Genomic DNA, 17,799 nt, shown 5'->3' on the forward strand with positions numbered 1-17,799 from the left:
ACTTAGCGCTCTGAGGGAAAGGCCGGCTCTGGCCCGGCGGGAATGAAATCCGCCGCAAAGGGTTCAAATGCCCTGTTCAGCTCCTCAGCCCCTTCCACGATCCGTTGGCGCAGCCATTGATGATCGGGATTGTGCTGCAACAGCGGGCTCCACGCCATTTTCAGCTCAATCGGTGGAATCGGGAACGGCGGTGCCTTAACCACCAGCGCCGGATTGTCCTTCTGAAGCCAGGCAGCACGACACGGCAAGGTCGCCATCACATCGTGCTGCTCCGCCAGCAGGGTTGCCACCTGGTAGTGGCGCGTGAACACCGAGATCTGGCGTTTCCGCCCCAGCTTTCCGAGCGCTTCATCCACCCAGCCGAGGCGCTGCACGTCCCGGGGGTTCACACCCACCCCCACGCCAAACCCTGTCTTGCTGACCCAGATGTGATTCGCCTCCAGATAGGTGTCCAGCGTGAATGGCTCACGTAAAACCGGGTTCTGATCGCTCATCAGACACGCGAACCAGTCCGTCCAGAGCGTACGCTGATGGAACGACTGCGGGATGGTGTCAAACCGGTTGATCGCCATATCCACTCGCCCCTGTTCCACATCCAAAAAGCTGACATCCGAGGGGGTGAGCACATCCAGTGTGACATGCGGCGCCAGCTGGCGGATCAGTCGCAGAACCCGCGGCATGAGTGTGGACTCGGCATAGTCACTGGCCATAATGCGAAAGACCCGCTCACTGGCACCCGCATCAAAAGAGCCGGTCTTCTGTACCGTCTGCTCCACCTGGGCCAGTATCTCGCGAACCCGGGGCTGCAATTGCAGGGCGCGCTCTGTGGGGCTCATGCCTTCACTCGTGCGCACCAGCAGCGGATCGTCAAAAAGCTCGCGCAGCCGGCGCAGGCCATTACTCATGGCAGGCTGGGTCAGCCCCAGATAACTCGCCGCGCGTGTCACACTTTTCTCGCGCAACAGCACATCCAGGTACACCAGGAGATTGAGGTCGACCCGGGACAGATCCATGGCAGCTCCAAGCTTGATTGGACCGTCATTATGCCGTCGGAGCAACGTCCCCTGCCAGCCTGAACGGCCGTATTGATCGACCATTCATGCAGTTATCGGGCATCTGGTCTATAATGGAGCCATTCTGGATAACCCAGCGTGTGTTGACTATGACCGCTATCGCCATCATCAGTGTTCTAGCACTGCTGCTGATCATCGGCCTCGTACTTGTCGTTGTTAGCCAGATGCGGGAAAAATCCCGTATCGAACAAATGCGTCGCATCAAGGCCCTGGAGGATGGCCACAGCCTCCTGCGCCGTTTTGTGGATGAGCTACCCAACTCCTTCCTCGATAAGGCCCTGCGCCGGCTTATACTGCAACGGGCGCTGGAGCTCGCGGGTCAGCTCCGGGAACTCAACGCACCGGGCAACCCCACAGCGCTCGAAGAGGCCGACCAGGCGGCGCTTAACGCGCTGGAAGCCGGGCAGATCGAGGGGCCCGGCGAGTTCCCCATGAACGACCAGGAGCGGGTCAAAGAAATCCGCAATCTACTGCAGATGCTGTTCCGCTTTGTGGAACGCCAAAAGAAAGCCGGCCGCGTCTCGGCGGAGGCCGCCCGCCAGCATCTGGTCAACGTCCTTTTCCTGGTTCATCGCGTCTATGCGGATCTGATGGTCTACCAGGGGCAGGACCATGAAAAGGCCAAGCGCTACCGCAAGGCGATCCACTGCTTTCATATGGCAGCGAGCGAGCTGGAGAAATCGAAGGACCACCCGGACGCTGCGGAAATGGTCAACCGGTATCGCGAACGGATTAAGGAACTCAATCGGCTTGCGGAGGGCGAAGACCCCAGTGCGGAGCGCCGGGAAGCGGTCATGCCAAGCAGCGTAAACCGTGAATGGGAAGAATTTATCCAGGACGAAGAGTCCTGGAAGAAGAAAGCGGACTACGATGACTGACGGCCGCCTGCGAAACCTCTGACAAGGGATGGCAAAGTGTGGATTCAAGGCTCTCACAGCGTTTATCGTTCCGTCTGACCCGCAATGTGGTGCTTTCAGCGCTCACCCTTGGAATCCTTCTGAACCTGGGCGTGGTGACGCTGGACTACTTCAATGCCCGGTCCAACATGAACAGCGAGATCCGGGCACTGATGGAAATCAGCCACAGTCCCGCCTCCCAGATCGCCTACAACATTGATACCCGCCTGGCAGAAGAGCTTCTGGACGGGTTGCTGCGCCATCCCGCCATCGTTCAGGCGCGCATTGAGGATCCCCAGGGGCGCATCCTGGCACAGCGCCGGCGCCCTGCCTCCGACAGCCCCTACCGCTGGCTGAGCGACTCATTGTTCCAGCCCCGGCGCGATTACCGCGAGCAGCTCCATGTCTCCCAGCTCGCGGACATGGCACTCGGCCATCTCCACGTAACCATCGACACCTACTCTTTCGGCAGCACTTTCCTTGAGCGCGCTGGTTACACTCTACTCAGCGGCTTCATTATGAGCCTTGCTCTGGCGGGGCTGCTTCTCGTTATTTTCTATATAATGATCACGAAACCGCTGCTACGCGTTGTCAGCGGACTCCAGGACGTTGACTCCGAGAAAGCGGAAAAGGCGCGTCTGCCAACGCCCCCGCGCCACGAGCACGACGAGATCGGGCTGCTGGTACACATTACCAATGAGCACCTGGACACCATTGATAATAGCCTCCAGAAACTCCGGGAAGCCGAAGGCCGACTCAAGGATTACAACGAAAGGCTTGCCCAGATCGTTGAGACGCGGACCTCCGAGATCCGGGATAAAAACGAAGCATTGCAACGCTCCAACAGAGCCCTGATCGAAGCCCGCGAGGAGGCCCTGAAGACAGCCCGGGCAAGGGCCGATTTTCTCGCCAGCATGAGCCATGAGATCCGAACCCCCCTGAACGGACTCCTGGGCATGCTGCGGCTGACCCTGGAGGGGCGGCTTAACGCCACCGAGAGAGAGCGCATGGAGCTGGCGCTCGGCGCCGGTGAGAACCTGGTGGCGCTGGTCAACGATATTCTGGACATTTCCAAGGTCGAGGCGGGCAAGCTTACGCTTGAGCGGATCAGCCTCGACGCTGGTGCGCTTGCCGAGGAATGCGCAACCCTCTTTGCGCAACAGAGTGCCTGTGCCGCGGATGTCGATATCGTGACGCGCATTGCTCCGGACATCGAACCCGCCTATCTCGGGGATCCCACCCGGCTGCGCCAGATCATCAATAACCTGATGGGCAACGCCATCAAGTTTACCTCTCAGGGGCAGATCATCCTCAGCTTCGCCCCCGGCAATAACGGCCTTGAGCTGGTGGTTGAAGATACCGGCATCGGCATGTCTGAGGAGGCCCAGAAGTCAGTTTTCTCTCCCTTTTCCCAGGGACAGGCGGACACGGCACGCCGTTTTGGTGGCACCGGACTCGGCCTGACCCTGTGCCGGCAGCTGGTGGACCGAATGGGTGGCACCATCGACGTTGATTCCCGGGAACAGGGGGGAACCCGGGTCCGTGTCCTCCTACCACTGGAAGTCGACCCGGAAGCGCCTGCCCGCAATGGTGAGAACGACTTCAGTGGCATGCGAGCCCTGTTGCTCGCCGGACACGATACGCCCCATGAGCCTCCCCTGCAGGATCACCTGCGTTATTGGGGCATCCGGATACAACACCAGACCACCATCCCGCAGGACAGCTCAATACTGGATCTGGACAACCAGGACCTGATCATCGTCAACAGCCGGGAACCGGGATGGCAGATTTTACTGGAGCAGATCCAACAGTGCTCGCCTGTGGTTGATTTGGGTACCGACGGCGGCGCGCAACGCTCCGAAATCATTCAGTTGCCACTGGTTCGCCGGCAGCTGGTGAACACGCTACGGATCTGTATCGGCCTGACGGCTGCGGCGTCCGAGTCGCACAGCAGCGCGCCACGCGCCACTGTTGCCCTGGATGTCCTGCTGGTCGAAGACAACCGGGTAAACCAGATGGTGGCCAGCGGCATGTTGCGCAAACTGGGCCACCGGGTAACGATCCGCGAAAACGGCGAGCAGGCTCTGGAATACCTGCGCCACCATAGCGGTGACCTGGTTCTGATGGACTGCCAGATGCCAGTCATGGACGGTTTTGAGGCGACCCGACAGCTGCGCGCCATGAGCGGACTGGAACATATTCCAGTGATTGCGGTTACCGCCAACGCCATGGAAGGCGACCGCGAGCAGTGCCTGAATGCCGGAATGAACGACTACCTCACCAAGCCCTACAGCATCGAAGCCATGCGGGAGGTTCTGGAGCGCTGGAGTGGCACGGATGGCGTTCAGCTTTCCCGCGGCTGAAGCTCCAGCGCCGCCGAATTGATGCAGTAACGCAGTCCGGTTGGATCCGGACCATCCGGAAACACATGCCCCAAATGGGCCTCACACTGGGCGCAAAGCGCCTCGGTGCGGACCATACCGTGACTGCGGTCCACCCGTTCCGTCACCGCTTCTTCGTTGACCGGCTGCCAGTAACTGGGCCACCCAGAGCCGGAATCAAACTTGTGACGAGCATCAAACAACGGCTCACCACAACAGATGCAGCAGTAGACGCCGTCCTTTTTACAATCGTTATACTCGCCGCTGAACGGCTTTTCCGTGCCACCCTCACGGGTAACGCGGTAACTTTCCGGGGATAGGCTCTCGAGCCATTCCTGATCCGAGCGGTTTACTTTTGTCATTTCGCAGGCCTCCGCTACAATGCCGTGTGCGCCAACTCAGGGGTTTACAATAGAATGCAGCAATTTGAAAAATCCGCCAAGCTCGAGAACGTCTGCTACGACATCCGTGGTCCCGTCCAGCAGGAAGCCCACCGGCTCGAAGAGGAAGGTCACCGGATCCTTAAACTCAACATCGGTAACCCCGGCGCATTCGGCCTTGACATTCCCGAGGAGATCCAGCAAGACGTCGTTCACAACCTGCCGGTGGCTCAGAGCTACTGCGATTCCAAAGGCTTGTTCTCCGCACGCAAGGCGGTGATGCAGTACAGCCAGCAGATTGGCATCCCGGATGTGGACATCGACGATGTCTTCATCGGTAACGGGGTGAGTGAGCTGATCGTCATGTCCATGCAGGCACTGCTCAACACCGGTGATGAGGTTTTGATTCCCGCTCCGGATTACCCACTCTGGACGGCCGCCACCACCCTTTCCAGTGGTCGCCCTGTGCACTACCACTGTGATGAGCAGCAGGACTGGTACCCGGATATCGACGATATCCGTGCCAAGATCACCTCGCGCACCCGTGCCATTGTTCTGATCAACCCCAACAACCCCACCGGCGCCGTCTATTCTGCGGATCTTCTGGAACAGGTCATCCGCCTGGCCCGCGAACACGACCTGGTGGTGCTGGCCGACGAGATCTACGATAAGATCCTTTATGATGGCAACCGCCACGTACCGGCGGCATCGCTGGCAAACGACATCCTGTTCTTCACCTATGGTGGTCTCTCCAAGAATTACCGAGCTGCAGGCTACCGTGCCGGCTGGATGATCATCAGCGGCGCCAAGCACCGCGCAGAGGGGCTAATCGAAGGCATCAACATGCTGGCCTCGATGCGGCTATGCTCCAATGTACCGGCGCAAACCGCCATCCAGACCTCTCTAGGCGGCTATCAGTCCATTGATGACCTCGTCGTTTCCGGTGGTCGCCTCTGCGAGCAGCGGGACCTGGCCTGGAAGATGCTGAATGACATTCCCGGGGTGAGCTGCGTCAAGCCCAAGGGCGCGCTTTACCTGTTTCCCCGTCTGGATCCGGAAATGTACCCCATCCACAACGACGAGAAGATGGTGTATGACCTGCTGCGACAGGAGCAAATGCTGCTAGTGCATGGCTCAGCCTTCAATCTGCCGGATAACCAGCACTTCCGGGTGGTCTTCCTGCCTCGGGTGGATATGCTCGAGGATGCCATCGGCCGCCTGGGTCGCTTCCTCGAGCATTACCGTCAGGACTGACAGAGGCGTCCATGGCCGATCTTCACATCGAGGATTTCTACCGGGACACGGCAGCGATCCTCATCCACCTCTACAACCGATTCCCGCGTAAGGGAGCGGTGTTCGTGGAGGACATCGCAGGTGACGACGAACCTGATGAATTCGGCCTGCACAGCAGCCGGCATATGGCCTGTTTCGGCGCCATGCTGTGGCTGGCGGAGGAAGGGTTGCTGCGCTATGAATCCGTGATCGGTCAGGACGCCATTGATCAGGCTGTGCTCACAGCCGAGTGCTTCAACCGCTTGGCAACCCAGTATCCGGAAGGCGAAGCCGCCGGCGACAGCGGGCTGGTGCGTGAGGCCGCTCTGGCCGTTAACCGCATACGCCAGTGCATGGCCGGTGCTACCTCCACGGAACTGTCCGAGACGGTTCACCAGTTCCTCTTTGACCCCCCTACCCGAAACTGAACATTTCTCCATGGGCGATTTTCAGGCTTGAATACCGTTACGCAACCCCCACTATAAGGCGTTGAATAACGGCATCCCCACTCAGGAGATCTGACTCAATGAGAATACTGCTTCTGCTCGCTACAAATCTGGCGGTCATCATCCTGGCCAGTGTTACATTGCGCCTTCTGGGTTTCGACAGCTACTTCGAACAGCAGGGGCTCAACTTCACTGCCTTGCTGATCTTCGCCGCCGTCATTGGTTTTGGCGGTTCCTTTGTCTCACTGCTGCTCTCCAAGTGGATCGCTAAGAAATCCACCCGGGCGCGGATCATCGAGAACCCATCCAACCCGGCGGAGCAATGGCTGCTCGAAACCGTGCAGCAGATCGCCCGGGAGGCCGGCGTAAAGACGCCGGAAGTGGCCATCTTCCCGGCTCAACAGTCCAATGCTTTTGCCACCGGCTGGAACCGTAACGACGCCCTGGTGGCCATTAGCGAAGGCATGCTGCAGCGCTTCAACAAGGATGAGATCCGCGCCGTTCTGGCCCATGAGATGGGCCACGTCGCCAGCGGCGATATGGTGACGCTCACGCTGATCCAGGGCGTGGTAAACACGTTTGTGATCTTTCTGGCCCGGGTGGTGGGCTCTTTTGTCGATCGTGCCGTGTTCAAAAACGACGGTGGTCACGGCATCGGGTTCATCATCGTGACCATTGCGGCGGAAATTGTTCTGGGCATTCTCGCCAGCACCATTGTGTTCTGGTTTTCGAGACGCAGAGAATTCCGGGCCGATGCCGCAGGGGCTCGTTGGGGCAGCAATGAGGCGATGATATCAGCCCTGCAGCGGCTCAAGCGCGAAGCAGGCATGCCCGATGAAATGCCGGACAGCATGCAGGCCTTTGGCATCACCAGTGGCCTGCGTTCAGGCATTCAGAAACTGTTCGCCAGCCACCCGCCACTGGATGAGCGCATTGAGGCACTGCGCAACCGGACCCATCAGTAAATAAGGGTGAAACCGGCGCCCTCAAGCTGCCGGTTCACAACGGGATTGCCGCTGGCCGGCAGATGGTGGAAACCAAATTCCCGGCGCACGGGGTATTCCTTTCGCAGTCGGTCAAACGCACTGGCTCGCTCGGTTTGGGGCGCGGCTAGTGTCGCCCGGAGCTCGCCGGAATCCCGGCGCGGGTCATAAGCGGCGCGTAGTGTCGCCTCCAGATCGTCTGGAACCGCCTCCAGCTCAACTGGCTCCGGCACCAGGGCTTCTAGCCGAACAGTTGAATCCGCGCCAAGCCATACACTCAGGGCCCGCGCCAGCATCACAGTGCCTCTGAGTTTGCCTTCCAGACTGTAGCCGGCAATGTGCGGGGTGGCGATGCTTACCTTTTGCGCCAGCTGAGGGTCAATCAGAGGCTCACCTTCCCATACGTCCAGTGCTGCCCAGGGGCCGCCGTCGCTGGCTTCCAGCCGCTCAAGCAACGCCGCATTGTCGACGACCGCACCCCGTCCGGCGCTTACCAGCGCCTGATCCGGCGTCAACGCCTCGACCACCGGCGCATCCAGCAGGTGCTCCGTGGGCCAGGGGCCACTGCGCACCAGTGGCGCATGCAACGCAATCCGGTCACAGGCCAGCACGTCTTCAAGCGTTGCCAGTCCCGTAACACCGGTTTCCGCCAGCGGCGGATCCGTAACCTGGGTTTCAATACCCAGAGCCTTCAGGCGCTGATGAACGCGGCTTCCAACATTGCCGTAGCCTACGATGCCAACAGAGCCGTCCGTCAGCTGCCGCCCCTGAGCTTTCGCCGCCAGCGCCAGTACCGCCAGCACGTAATCAGCAACCGCCTCGGCATTGCACCCCGGTGCGGAGACCCAGGTGATGCCCTGCGCATCAAGCCAGCCGGTATCCAGATGATCCGTGCCAATGGTAGCCGTGCCTACCCAGCGTACCGGTGTTCCCGCCAGAAGACTCTCATCAACACGCGTGACAGAACGGACAAGAAGAACATCTATATCCAGAAGATCGGACTGGCGGATGGCCCGACCCGGGAGGGTTTTAACTGTGCCGTGATCGGCGAAGCAAGCGCCCAGTGCCGGTATATTCTCGTCGGCAAGAATGCGCAGCCCGCTCATCCTGAGCGGTCGTGCCGACGGCGCCGATTGCCGGATGGATCGGTTGCGGATTTGTCCTTCCTGTCGCTGGTCGCTTCGCGAGGCGGTTTCTCCGGCTCGGGCAGCGCTACCATCAGCGGGTCTGGAGGGCGCACGAAGGTCAATGACTGGCTCAGGTAATTTTCCAGATCCGGCAATACAAAGCTGTCATCCTCGCCCGCCAGCGTCACCGACGTACCATAGGCCCCGGCTCTACCAGTACGCCCAATCCGGTGGACGTAATCCTCCGGGTTGTCGGGGAGATTGTAGTTGAATACGTGCGAGACGTTCTCCACATGAATACCACGGGCCGCGACATCCGTAGCAACCAACGCCTGGATATCGCCCTCTTTGAACCGGTTAAGGGTACTGATACGCTTATTCTGGGCAATTTCACCGGACAGCAGCGCTGAACGAATACCGTGACGGTGGAGCTTCTCTTCAAGATTGCGTGTCTGATCCCGCCGATTGGCGAATACGATGGCCCGGCTGACCTCGTCCCGCTTGAGATAGTTGATGAGCACCATTTCTTTGTCAGCATCGCTGACGGTAAAAAAGAGCTGCTCAACCCTTTCCGCCGCTTTGCTTTCCGGCTCAATCTCAATGAATTCAGCCGCCTCACTCCACATCGCAGCCAGGTTGAGCACATCCTGGTTGAAAGTGGCACTGAACAGCACCGTCTGGCGCCTCGACTTTGGTGTGCAATGGCGAATGATCTTCTTAACATCCGGAATGAAGCCCATATCAAGCATCCGATCCGCCTCATCCAGGATAAGAACCTCAACCTGATCCAGGAAGAGATCCTTGCTGCCAAGAAAATCCAGCAGCCGACCGGGAGTGGCGACGAGAATATCAATGGCTTCGCCGCGCACCTGATTGCGCTGCTGCTCATAGTTCATACCGCCCACAGTCGTGACCACGTTATGGTTGCTGTGGCGCGTCAGCGCCTGCCCATCCCGAGCGATCTGCATTGCCAGCTCGCGGGTCGGCGCCAGCGCCAGAACCCGCGGCTCACTGGCATAACGGTGTTCAAAGGGGATGGGATTGTCCAGCATGCGCTGGATGGCGCTGATCAGGAAAGCAGCAGTTTTTCCAGTCCCCGTCTGCGCCTGGCCGATTAAATCCAGCCCCTTCAGCGTCCGGGGGAGCGCCTCACCCTGAATGCCAGTGCATTGCTCAAAGCCCAGCTCATCGATGGCCCGCTGGAGCCGCTCGTCCAAGTTGAAATCCCGGAATCTCGGCTGCTGCACCGGCTTCTCCTCTGGCGCTGATGCCGCTGGCTCAGTTTCCGTTGGTGTTTCGGATTGGTCGCTCATTGCACCTCCTCTGATCCAGTCAGTTGCGCCCGGGTGTAAGCATAACGCTGAAAATGGCGCGCTGTGCCATACCAAACCTGGAGCGCCTCCAGAAACCGTGCTGCTCGAGGGGGCATGCCCTCATCCAGGCAGTACCGTGCTTGAGCATACACCCGGTCGGCAAAGCGCTCACGCTGGCCGGGAACCTCACCGGCAAGATTATCCATGCTCAAATGGAAACGGCGTCCAGCCGCCACAGTGAACAGCCATTCAAACGCCTGGGGTCGGGCCTCGACCAGCTCAAACAGGGCCTGGCGATCCGTATCCCGGCCATCGGGCTCGTACCAGTAACCGTAGTCATAAAACTGGCGACGACGCTGGCCGGCAATGCACCAGTGGCTAATCTCGTGCAGGGCACTGGCGAGAAAACCGTGGGCAAATACTATCCGATTCCACCGACACCCGCCATCGGCCGGCAGGTACTCTGGCTCATCGCCACCAGGCACCAGTATGGTGGCATGAGTCGGCTGGAAAAGGCCGTTGAACAGTCGCACAACATCCGCGTAAGCATCGGGGAGTGGTTCATCTGATATCATGGCGCCAGTCTAGGGATTGTGCCGCAACCTGCAAGCCTTCGTTATAATGGTCGTATCAAGTTTATAGCCGATCCACAGGAGTCACTAACATCTTTACCCGCCTGCTGATCCTGCTGCTTACTCTCGTCGGCCCGGCTGCCGCCCAGTCGCCATTTTCCGACGGCAATGGCGGCGAGTTCCCGCCAGTCGAGGAAGCGTTCCCGTTCACCACCTGGGTGGACAATGGTGAGCTCGTATTGAGCTGGGAGGTCACACCGGAGTTCTACCTGTACGAAGAACGCATCAGTATTGAGACGGAACCGGCGCAGGCCCTCACCCTGCCCCCGCAGTTCAGTATCGAAAGTGAGATCAAGGACGACCCCTATTTCGGGGAAACACCGGTCTTCTACGACGACGTCACCGCCAGGCTGGCTCCAGTCGATGATCACAACGGACAACCTATTCACGTAACCGTGGAATGGCAGGGCTGTGCCGAAGCGGGCCTGTGCTACACGCCCCAGACGGAAACGCTGCGCCTGGACCCGGCCGACGGCAGTGTCATATACCCGGCACCGGCGAACGACACTGCCAACACAACATCCACTGATGACGGCGAGGCTCAGGCTTCGGCGCCAGCTGGTGGCGCCAGCCGGGATGACGGCCGGTGGCGTGGTGGCAGTCTGGAGGCACTGCTGAGCAGTGATTCGCTGTTCTGGGCCATGCTGGTGTTTTACGGGCTCGGACTGGGACTTACCTTCACACCCTGTGTTCTGCCAATGATTCCAATCATCTCAGCGGTGGTTTCCGGCCAGCGCCAACTCAGCACCCTCCAGGCCTTTTACCTGTCACTGGCCTATGTCCTGGGCATGGCGTTGATGTACGCCGCAGCCGGCGTTCTCGTTGGTCTGCTCGGTGCCTCTTTCAATCTCCAGGCACATCTTCAGGCTCCCTGGGTTCTGGCGCTCTTTGCCGGCCTGTTCTCACTGTTCGCGCTGGCCATGTTTGGCGTCTTCGATATCCGCCTGCCTGAGACGCTCACAAACGGCCTAAGCCACCAGAGTGAACGCCTCAGTGGTGGCAATGTGGGCGGAGTAGCAGGCATTGGCGCGCTCTCCGCCCTGATTGTCTCCCCCTGCGTGACCGCCCCGCTTGCCGCTGCCCTGGTCTATCTGAGCGCCACCCAGGATGCGGCCATGGGCGGGCTGGCGCTGTTCGCGCTGGCACTGGGCATGGGCACGCCGCTGATCATCATTGGCACTGGGGGCCGGCGTTTCATGCCCCAACCCGGCCCCTGGATGAACCGCATCAAGGCCGCTTTTGGCATCCTCATGCTGGCGGTGGCCATCTGGCTTCTAGAGCGGGTTATTCCGGGGCCCGCCGCGCTGGTTCTGTGGGCCCTTCTGCTGGCAGTGACTGGGGTCCAAATGGGTGCCTTTGAACCGCTGGGAGAGGGTTGGCCCCGCACGCGCAAGGGTGTCGGTGTTGTCCTGGTACTTGTTGCCACCATGCTGCTGGCGGGGGCCATGGCCGGAGCCAGTGATCCCCTGCAACCACTGGCGCCTTTCCATGCTGAGGCCCGAAACGGCGATTCCGTATTGCCCGAAGAACCCTTCGAACGGGTGACTGATGCTGAGAATGTTGAAACCCGCCTGCAACGCGCTGCTGATGCCGGCAACCCCGTGATTCTTGATTTCTACGCGGACTGGTGCATCAGCTGCAAGGTCATGGAACGACAGGTCTTCGATACCCAGCCCGTACTCGAGGCTATGGCCGAATTCGAGCGCCTCCAGGTGGATGTGACGGACAACACGGCGGCCGACCAGGCTCTTCTTGACCGCTTCAATCTCTTCGGTCCACCGACTCTACTGTTCTTCAATAGCGAGGGTGAGGAACTCAAACAGGCACGCATACTCGGTGAAATGGACCAGCAGGCTTTCCTTGACCACCTTGAGCGGGTCCGCGAGCGGATCGGCAGCTGAGCTTGGCCGGTTTCAGCCTGCGTTCATCACTGCACAGGGGCGCCGCCTGCGTCCTTGCCGGCGAGCTGCTGCTCGCATTGATGGGCGCCCAAGTCAAAGCGCTCGCACCGGAGCTGGATAACACCATGCTGGTGTTTGCCCGCAACGCACTGGGACTGGCCATCATCCTGCCAATCATGCTCTGGCGTGAGGGCCCGGACTGTTTGCGCACCATCAATCTGCGCTTCCATGTTGTGCGTGGCGTGGTCGGGGTCTCCGCCATGTACTGCTATTTCTTCAGCCTGGGCGGGCTGGCACTGACCGACGCGGTGCTTCTTAAGCTCACCTCACCTTTTTTCATTCCGTTGATAGCGCTTCTCTGGCTGGGTGAGCGCACGTCGCCATGGGCACTGATGACGATAGTACTGGGCTTCTGCGGCGTCGTGGTTCTGCTTCAGCCCGGCCATGCAGGCATCCAGGACGTACTCTTTGTTATGGCAGGGGTATCCGGCGCAGTAATGGGCGGCACCGCCAAGGTCGCCATACGGCGAATGGGCACACGCGAGCCGAGCGCACGAATTGTGGTTTACTTTGGCATCGTCGCCACGACGGTATCGGCACCGGCTGCGCTTCTGAACTGGCAGTGGCCCACGCTGTGGCAGTGGCTCGGCTTACTGTCCATCGCTGCCTGCGCCACGGCGGCCCAGATGCTGATCACCACGGCCTATCGTATCGCCCCCGCAGGGCGTATCGGCCAGTTCACCTATTCTTCGGTCATTTTCGCAGCGTTACTGGGCTGGCTGATCTGGTCGGAACCCTTCACCCTCAACCAGGCTCTCGGTTGTATGTTCATAGTGGGAGCGGGACTTTTGAATATGCGCCGCTGAGAGGCTCAGACGGCGCGCTCAATCCAGTAGACATAATGCTCATCATCCACCTGTTGTTCCAGCAAATGATGCCCCAGAAACTGGCAGAAACGCGGGATGTCGCGCTGGGTCGAGGGGTCCGTGGCGATCACGCGCAGGACCCCGTTGACGGGAACATCCGCAATCCGGTTGTGAAGCATCATGACCGGCTCCGGGCAAACCAGACCAGTGGCATCAAGCGTTGCATCATATTCGCGGGTCAATGACGGAACCTCCGTACACGCGCTTCCGGATTTTTCTGCCAGAATGGTGAAACAGGATAACACATTCAGTGTAATTATATGACAGACAGGTAAACTTCAGGGAGACCCAGACCATGATTCGCGTCATCATTGAACGCTACATTGCGGAATCCATGGAAACCACCTATGACGCTCAGGCCCGCGAGGCGCTGCGCAACGCCATTGATATTCCCGGTTTCATTTCCGGTGAATCCCTCAAGGATGACCATAATCCGCGCCACCGTGTGATTGTTTCAACCTGGCGGTCCACGGCAGACTGGTACCGTTGGTATGCGTCATCCGAGCGCCGCGAGAAGATTGAACGCATCCGGCCGCTTCTGGAGGCAGATGAGCGTATCACGGTGCTGGAATACGCCGTACCTACCGGCAACGTCTGACAGGGGCGACACAACAGGTGATTTCCTCACGATCGTGGTAGAGGTGGGCCGCCGTGACGGCCAGATCCGCACTGCTGGCGGCAATACTTTCCTCCAGGCGCGCGCGGTAGTCCTGCCAGCAGTTCCAACGCTGTTTCATGGGCAGTTTCAGGTTGAATACCGCCATCCGACAGAGCTGGTTGTCAAACCACTCTGTGATCAGCTCCACCACCCGGGCGGGGCGATCAACAATGTCGCACACCAGCCAGTCCACGGGATGCGAGGGGCGCCAGGTAAAGGCATCCTCAGTCCTGTGGGTAACCAGCCCGGATGCCATAAGCGCCTCATCCATCGGCCCGTTATCCACGGCAGTGACGGCCAGACCGCGCTGCACCAGTTGCCAGGTCCAGCCCCCGGGGGCAGCGCCCAGATCCACGGCCGTCATACCATGGTGGAACAGACGCTCGCGCTCATCCGGGGAAAAAAACCGGTGCAGGGCCTCCTCCAGCTTGAGGGTTGAACGGCTGGGGGCAGTTCCCGGCATCCGCAGCCTGGGCACGCCTTCGTGAAACCCGGAGGACAGCCCCGGATCCCGGCGGGCCAACAGGGCGCGCCTGAAATCCGGGAGCAGTATCTCCAGCCCCGGTGCTGAAGGATCGGCATCAGCGCTGGCATGCAGAATACCGGCACCGCGCAGCGCTTTCGCCAGTGGACTGGTCCATTTGCGGGCAAAGCGAGGCAGTGCTTCTTCGACATCAGCCGAGGGCACATGCACATCCACGCGTCCGAAGGGGCCAGTTTCGCCGGCATCGCGCAGTCCTTCCAGGACCGCACTGACACGGTCTTCTCCTGGCAACGGGTCAATAACACCGATACCAACATACCAATCCCGCACAAAAACCAGATGGGTAAGCGCCACCGCCCGCATGATCTTTTCCGCTGGCTGGTCCGGCAACTCAAACCGGACCCAGCCGGCCGCTTCCGGAACGAAGAATCCGTAACCGCCGACCTCTGACGCGCGCGTCACCAGCTCCTGTCCGGCATCGGCCTCAAAGCCGGGTCGGCACAGTGCCCGGATCACCCCAGTGTCTGTCATTACTTGCTCATCTCCTTTGCCCTCACAAAGGCTCTCGCGCTTTCGGCAGTCGTTGTCAGAACCCGATTCGGATCCAGTCCACTACGACGTGTGGGCATCAGCTCGTGGTCGCCATCGGCCACCCATTCAACCTGCACCGGTCCCGGGAACGGCATCCGTGCCTCCACTTCGCCGCGCTTACCAAAAGGATCGCGCTCCCCCTGCGCAATCCAGAGAGGTCCGCACAGAGTGGCAAAATGGTCCGTTCGCCATTGCTGCGGCTTACGTGGCGGATGGAACGGATATCCGAAGACCAGGGCGCCACTCGCCAGCTCCGGACTCTGCTCCGGGGTCAGCAGCACTGATGCCATGCGCCCGCCCAGTGAGCGGCCACCAATCCAGACGGGCCCCGTATCCGACTCCTGGCGTTTGACCTCTTGAACAGCCTCTTTCCACGTCTTAAGCAGTATCGGAGCACGATCCGGGGGGCGGCGTTTCCCCGTGCTGCGGCGCTGCTCCATGAAAGGGAACTCAAAACGCCTTACACGAAAGCCCGATGATGCCAGTGCCATGGCCAACCGCTCCATAGGTGCCGAGTCAACAGGCGCGCCAGAGCCATGGGCGAGGACCAGAAGCGGCCCCTGATTGCCATTACAGAGTATATCCAAAGGCACTACCATGTTAATAATTTGATATATATCATTGAGGGGCAGCGCCGCGTTGCATAGGCTGCGCATACCCTCCAAAACAGTCCCGGAAGAGACGAACATGGAAACACAGACGTCTGCGGAAACCTACAACTACCGGGTGGTACGGCAGTTTGCCATAGCCTCGCTGGTATGGGGTATTGTCGGAATGGGTCTCGGTGTATTCATCGCGGCTCAGATGTTCCTGCCCCAGTTGAACTTTGACCTGCCCTGGACAAGCTTCGGGCGCCTGCGCCCGCTGCATACCAATGCGGTCATCTTTGCCTTTGCCGGCAGTGCCCTGTTTGCCACCTCTTATTACGTGGTTCAGCGCACATCCCAGGCAAGGCTGATCTCGGACGAGGCTGCCGCTTTCACGTTCTGGGGATGGCAGGCGGTTATTGTGCTGGTCGCCATAACCCTGCCGCTGGGCTACACCACCACCAAGGAATACGCCGAACCGGAGTGGCCGATCAACATCCTGATCGCCATTGTCTGGCTGACTTACGCCTATGTGTTCTTTGGAACCATTGCGCGACGCCGGGTGAAGCACATCTACGTGGCCAACTGGTTCTACGGCGCCTTCATCATCACCATCGCCATCCTGCACGTGGTGAATAACCTGGCGATTCCGGTAGGTTGGTTTGAGTCCTACTCCATTTTCCCCGGTACCATCGACGCCATGGTCCAGTGGTGGTACGGCCATAATGCCGTGGGTTTCTATCTGACCGCTGGTTTCCTGGGGATGATGTACTATTTCGTGCCCAAGCAGGCCAACCGCCCCATTTACTCCTATCGACTGTCGATCGTGCACTTCTGGGCGCTGATCGCCACCTATGTATGGGCCGGCGGTCACCACCTTCATTACAGCCCGCTGCCGGAGTGGGCCCAGACCGCCTCCATGATCATGTCCCTGATCCTGCTGGCGCCAAGTTGGGGCGGTATGATCAACGGCATCATGACCCTCTCGGGTGCCTGGTATAAGCTGCGCACGGACCCGATCCTGCGCTTCCTCATCGTGGCCGTTTCCTTCTATGGCATGGCCACTTTCGAAGGGCCGCTGATGTCCATCCGTACGGTAAACGCACTGTCCCACAGCACAGACTGGACCGTCGGCCACGTGCATTCGGGGGCACTGGGCTGGGTTGCCATGATCAGCTTTGGCGCGCTCTATCACCTGTTCCCGCGTCTTTATGGTCTCAAGTCCATGTTCAGCTTACCGCTAATCAACCTGCACTTCTGGCTCGCCACCATCGGTGTGGTGCTCTATACCGTCTCGATGTGGATCAATGGCCTCCTCCAGGGGCTCATGTGGCGCGCGGTGAATGACGATGGCACGCTTACCTACAGCTTTGTGGAAGCCGTTGAAGCAAGCTACCCGGGCTATGTGGTGCGATTCATTGGCGGCGCTTTCTTCCTGGGCGGTGTTCTGGTGATGGCCTACAACGTGTGGCGCACTGTTGGCCAGAGTGAAACCGGCGCACTTGATGATTCTACTGACGCAGTGCAGGGAGTGAACGAATGAGCCACGAGAAAGTTGAAAAGCACTTGGGTCTACTGATCGGGCTGATTATTGTGGTGGTCAGCCTTGGCGGGTTGGCGGAAATTGTTCCCCTGTTCTTTGACAAACAGGTTAATGAACCCGTGGAAGGCCTGGAACCACTCAGTGCTGTGGAACTGGAAGGCCGTGACATTTACATGCGTGAAGGTTGCCATGTCTGTCACACGCAGAAAGTGCGTCCCTTCCGGGCCGAGACCGAGCGTTACGGCCACTATTCCGTTGCCGGCGAGCAGGTTTATCAGCACCCCTTCCTGTGGGGATCCAAGCGGACCGGCCCCGACCTGGCACGGGTAGGTGGACGCTATTCCGACGCCTGGCACCGCCTGCACCTGTACAACCCGCGGATGGTGGTTCCCGAATCCAATATGCCGGCCTATCCATGGCTGTTTGAACAGAAGGTGGATCCGGATCAGACCGCGCGGAAGATGCGTGCCATGCGGACTCTGGGCGTCCCCTACACGGATAAGCAGATTGAGAATGCCGCGGAGAATGTTCGCGGCACTTTCGAGATCCAGGCGCTGATCGCCTACCTGCAGCAACTTGGCACAGCAATTCCGGAACAGAGGTGAT

18 protein-coding genes are annotated in these 17,799 nt (G+C 59.7%); 10 read left to right on the plus strand and 8 right to left on the minus strand.

Annotated elements, in window-relative coordinates:
* Positions 1–2: 2 nt before the first annotated feature.
* The gene (locus AAF659_RS05140) at positions 3–1,013 is read right to left on the minus strand and encodes a LysR family transcriptional regulator (protein ID WP_349750615.1); all 1,011 of its coding nucleotides are present in this window, start codon (positions 1,011–1,013) and stop codon (positions 3–5) included.
* A gap of 140 nt (positions 1,014–1,153) precedes the next feature.
* Here AAF659_RS05140 and AAF659_RS05145 point away from each other — a divergent pair, with 140 nt between their 5' ends.
* A complete protein-coding gene (locus AAF659_RS05145) occupies positions 1,154–1,951 on the plus strand; it encodes a hypothetical protein (protein ID WP_349750616.1) in 798 nt (265 codons plus the stop codon).
* Between the two features lie 38 nt (positions 1,952–1,989).
* Positions 1,990–4,332 (plus strand): ATP-binding protein, encoded by a 2,343-nt coding sequence (locus AAF659_RS05150; RefSeq protein WP_349750617.1) that lies wholly within the window; start codon positions 1,990–1,992, stop codon positions 4,330–4,332.
* On the opposite strand, the gene msrB is transcribed toward AAF659_RS05150, so the two are convergent.
* Entirely contained in the window at positions 4,314–4,712 is a 399-nt protein-coding gene (gene msrB, locus AAF659_RS05155) for a peptide-methionine (R)-S-oxide reductase MsrB (RefSeq protein WP_349750618.1), read from the minus strand. The two genes, AAF659_RS05150 and msrB, sit on opposite strands and share 19 nt — an antisense overlap.
* A 54-nt stretch (positions 4,713–4,766) precedes the next feature.
* Here msrB and AAF659_RS05160 point away from each other — a divergent pair, with 54 nt between their 5' ends.
* The 3 genes from AAF659_RS05160 to htpX all read left to right on the plus strand — a co-directional run bounded on the left by AAF659_RS05160 (position 4,767) and on the right by htpX (position 7,413).
* A complete protein-coding gene (locus AAF659_RS05160; RefSeq protein WP_349750619.1) occupies positions 4,767–5,984 on the plus strand; it encodes a pyridoxal phosphate-dependent aminotransferase in 1,218 nt (405 codons plus the stop codon).
* A gap of 11 nt (positions 5,985–5,995) precedes the next feature.
* On the plus strand, positions 5,996–6,430 hold the full coding sequence (locus tag AAF659_RS05165; RefSeq protein ID WP_349750620.1) for a hypothetical protein: 435 nt from the start codon (positions 5,996–5,998) through the stop codon (positions 6,428–6,430).
* Between the two features lie 98 nt (positions 6,431–6,528).
* Positions 6,529–7,413, plus strand: coding sequence for a protease HtpX (gene htpX, locus AAF659_RS05170; protein WP_349750621.1), 885 nt, complete (start codon positions 6,529–6,531; stop codon positions 7,411–7,413).
* Here the strand turns inward: htpX and AAF659_RS05175 are convergent.
* The 3 genes from AAF659_RS05175 to AAF659_RS05185 are packed head-to-tail and all read right to left on the minus strand — an operon-like array spanning position 7,407 to position 10,446.
* Complete coding sequence (locus tag AAF659_RS05175) at positions 7,407–8,537, minus strand: 4-phosphoerythronate dehydrogenase (RefSeq protein WP_349750622.1); 1,131 nt, start codon at positions 8,535–8,537, stop codon at positions 7,407–7,409. The genes htpX and AAF659_RS05175 overlap by 7 nt on opposite strands.
* Positions 8,534–9,871 carry a DEAD/DEAH box helicase gene (locus AAF659_RS05180; RefSeq protein WP_349750623.1) on the minus strand — a complete coding sequence of 446 codons (1,338 nt, stop codon included), beginning with the start codon at positions 9,869–9,871 and terminating at the stop codon, positions 8,534–8,536. Before AAF659_RS05180 ends, AAF659_RS05175 begins: the two co-directional genes overlap by 4 nt.
* Positions 9,868–10,446, minus strand: a complete 579-nt coding sequence (locus AAF659_RS05185) for an elongation factor P hydroxylase (protein ID WP_349750624.1) — start codon at positions 10,444–10,446, stop codon at positions 9,868–9,870. The genes AAF659_RS05180 and AAF659_RS05185 overlap by 4 nt, the downstream gene beginning before the upstream one ends.
* A gap of 107 nt (positions 10,447–10,553) precedes the next feature.
* On the opposite strand from AAF659_RS05185, the gene dsbD reads away from it, so the two are divergent.
* Together dsbD and AAF659_RS05195 are read left to right on the plus strand one after the other, a co-directional pair.
* Complete coding sequence (gene dsbD, locus AAF659_RS05190) at positions 10,554–12,404, plus strand: protein-disulfide reductase DsbD (protein ID WP_349750753.1); 1,851 nt, start codon at positions 10,554–10,556, stop codon at positions 12,402–12,404.
* Between the two features lie 2 nt (positions 12,405–12,406).
* A complete protein-coding gene (locus tag AAF659_RS05195) occupies positions 12,407–13,270 on the plus strand; it encodes a DMT family transporter (protein WP_349750625.1) in 864 nt (287 codons plus the stop codon).
* Between the two features lie 5 nt (positions 13,271–13,275).
* On the opposite strand, the gene tusA is transcribed toward AAF659_RS05195, so the two are convergent.
* Positions 13,276–13,512 carry a sulfurtransferase TusA gene (gene tusA / locus AAF659_RS05200; RefSeq protein ID WP_349750626.1) on the minus strand — a complete coding sequence of 79 codons (237 nt, stop codon included), beginning with the start codon at positions 13,510–13,512 and terminating at the stop codon, positions 13,276–13,278.
* Between the two features lie 113 nt (positions 13,513–13,625).
* On the opposite strand from tusA, the gene AAF659_RS05205 reads away from it, so the two are divergent.
* On the plus strand, positions 13,626–13,928 hold the full coding sequence (locus AAF659_RS05205; protein WP_349750627.1) for an antibiotic biosynthesis monooxygenase family protein: 303 nt from the start codon (positions 13,626–13,628) through the stop codon (positions 13,926–13,928).
* On the opposite strand, the gene rlmM is transcribed toward AAF659_RS05205, so the two are convergent.
* Positions 13,912–15,003: a 23S rRNA (cytidine(2498)-2'-O)-methyltransferase RlmM gene (gene rlmM, locus AAF659_RS05210; protein ID WP_349750628.1), complete on the minus strand. Its 1,092-nt coding sequence runs from the start codon at positions 15,001–15,003 to the stop codon at positions 13,912–13,914. The genes AAF659_RS05205 and rlmM overlap by 17 nt on opposite strands.
* Positions 15,003–15,650 carry an alpha/beta family hydrolase gene (locus tag AAF659_RS05215; RefSeq protein WP_349750629.1) on the minus strand — a complete coding sequence of 216 codons (648 nt, stop codon included), beginning with the start codon at positions 15,648–15,650 and terminating at the stop codon, positions 15,003–15,005. Before AAF659_RS05215 ends, rlmM begins: the two co-directional genes overlap by 1 nt.
* A gap of 100 nt (positions 15,651–15,750) precedes the next feature.
* Between AAF659_RS05215 and ccoN the strand changes: the two genes are divergently transcribed.
* Positions 15,751–17,193: a cytochrome-c oxidase, cbb3-type subunit I gene (gene ccoN / locus AAF659_RS05220; RefSeq protein ID WP_349750630.1), complete on the plus strand. Its 1,443-nt coding sequence runs from the start codon at positions 15,751–15,753 to the stop codon at positions 17,191–17,193.
* Positions 17,190–17,798, plus strand: coding sequence for a cytochrome-c oxidase, cbb3-type subunit II (gene ccoO / locus AAF659_RS05225; RefSeq protein WP_349750631.1), 609 nt, complete (start codon positions 17,190–17,192; stop codon positions 17,796–17,798). Before ccoN ends, ccoO begins: the two co-directional genes overlap by 4 nt.
* The last annotated feature ends 1 nt before the right edge of the window (position 17,799 follow it).

It is taken from the genome of Salicola sp. Rm-C-2C1-2 (assembly GCF_040196175.1).
GTDB lineage: Bacteria > Pseudomonadota > Gammaproteobacteria > Pseudomonadales > Oleiphilaceae > Halospina.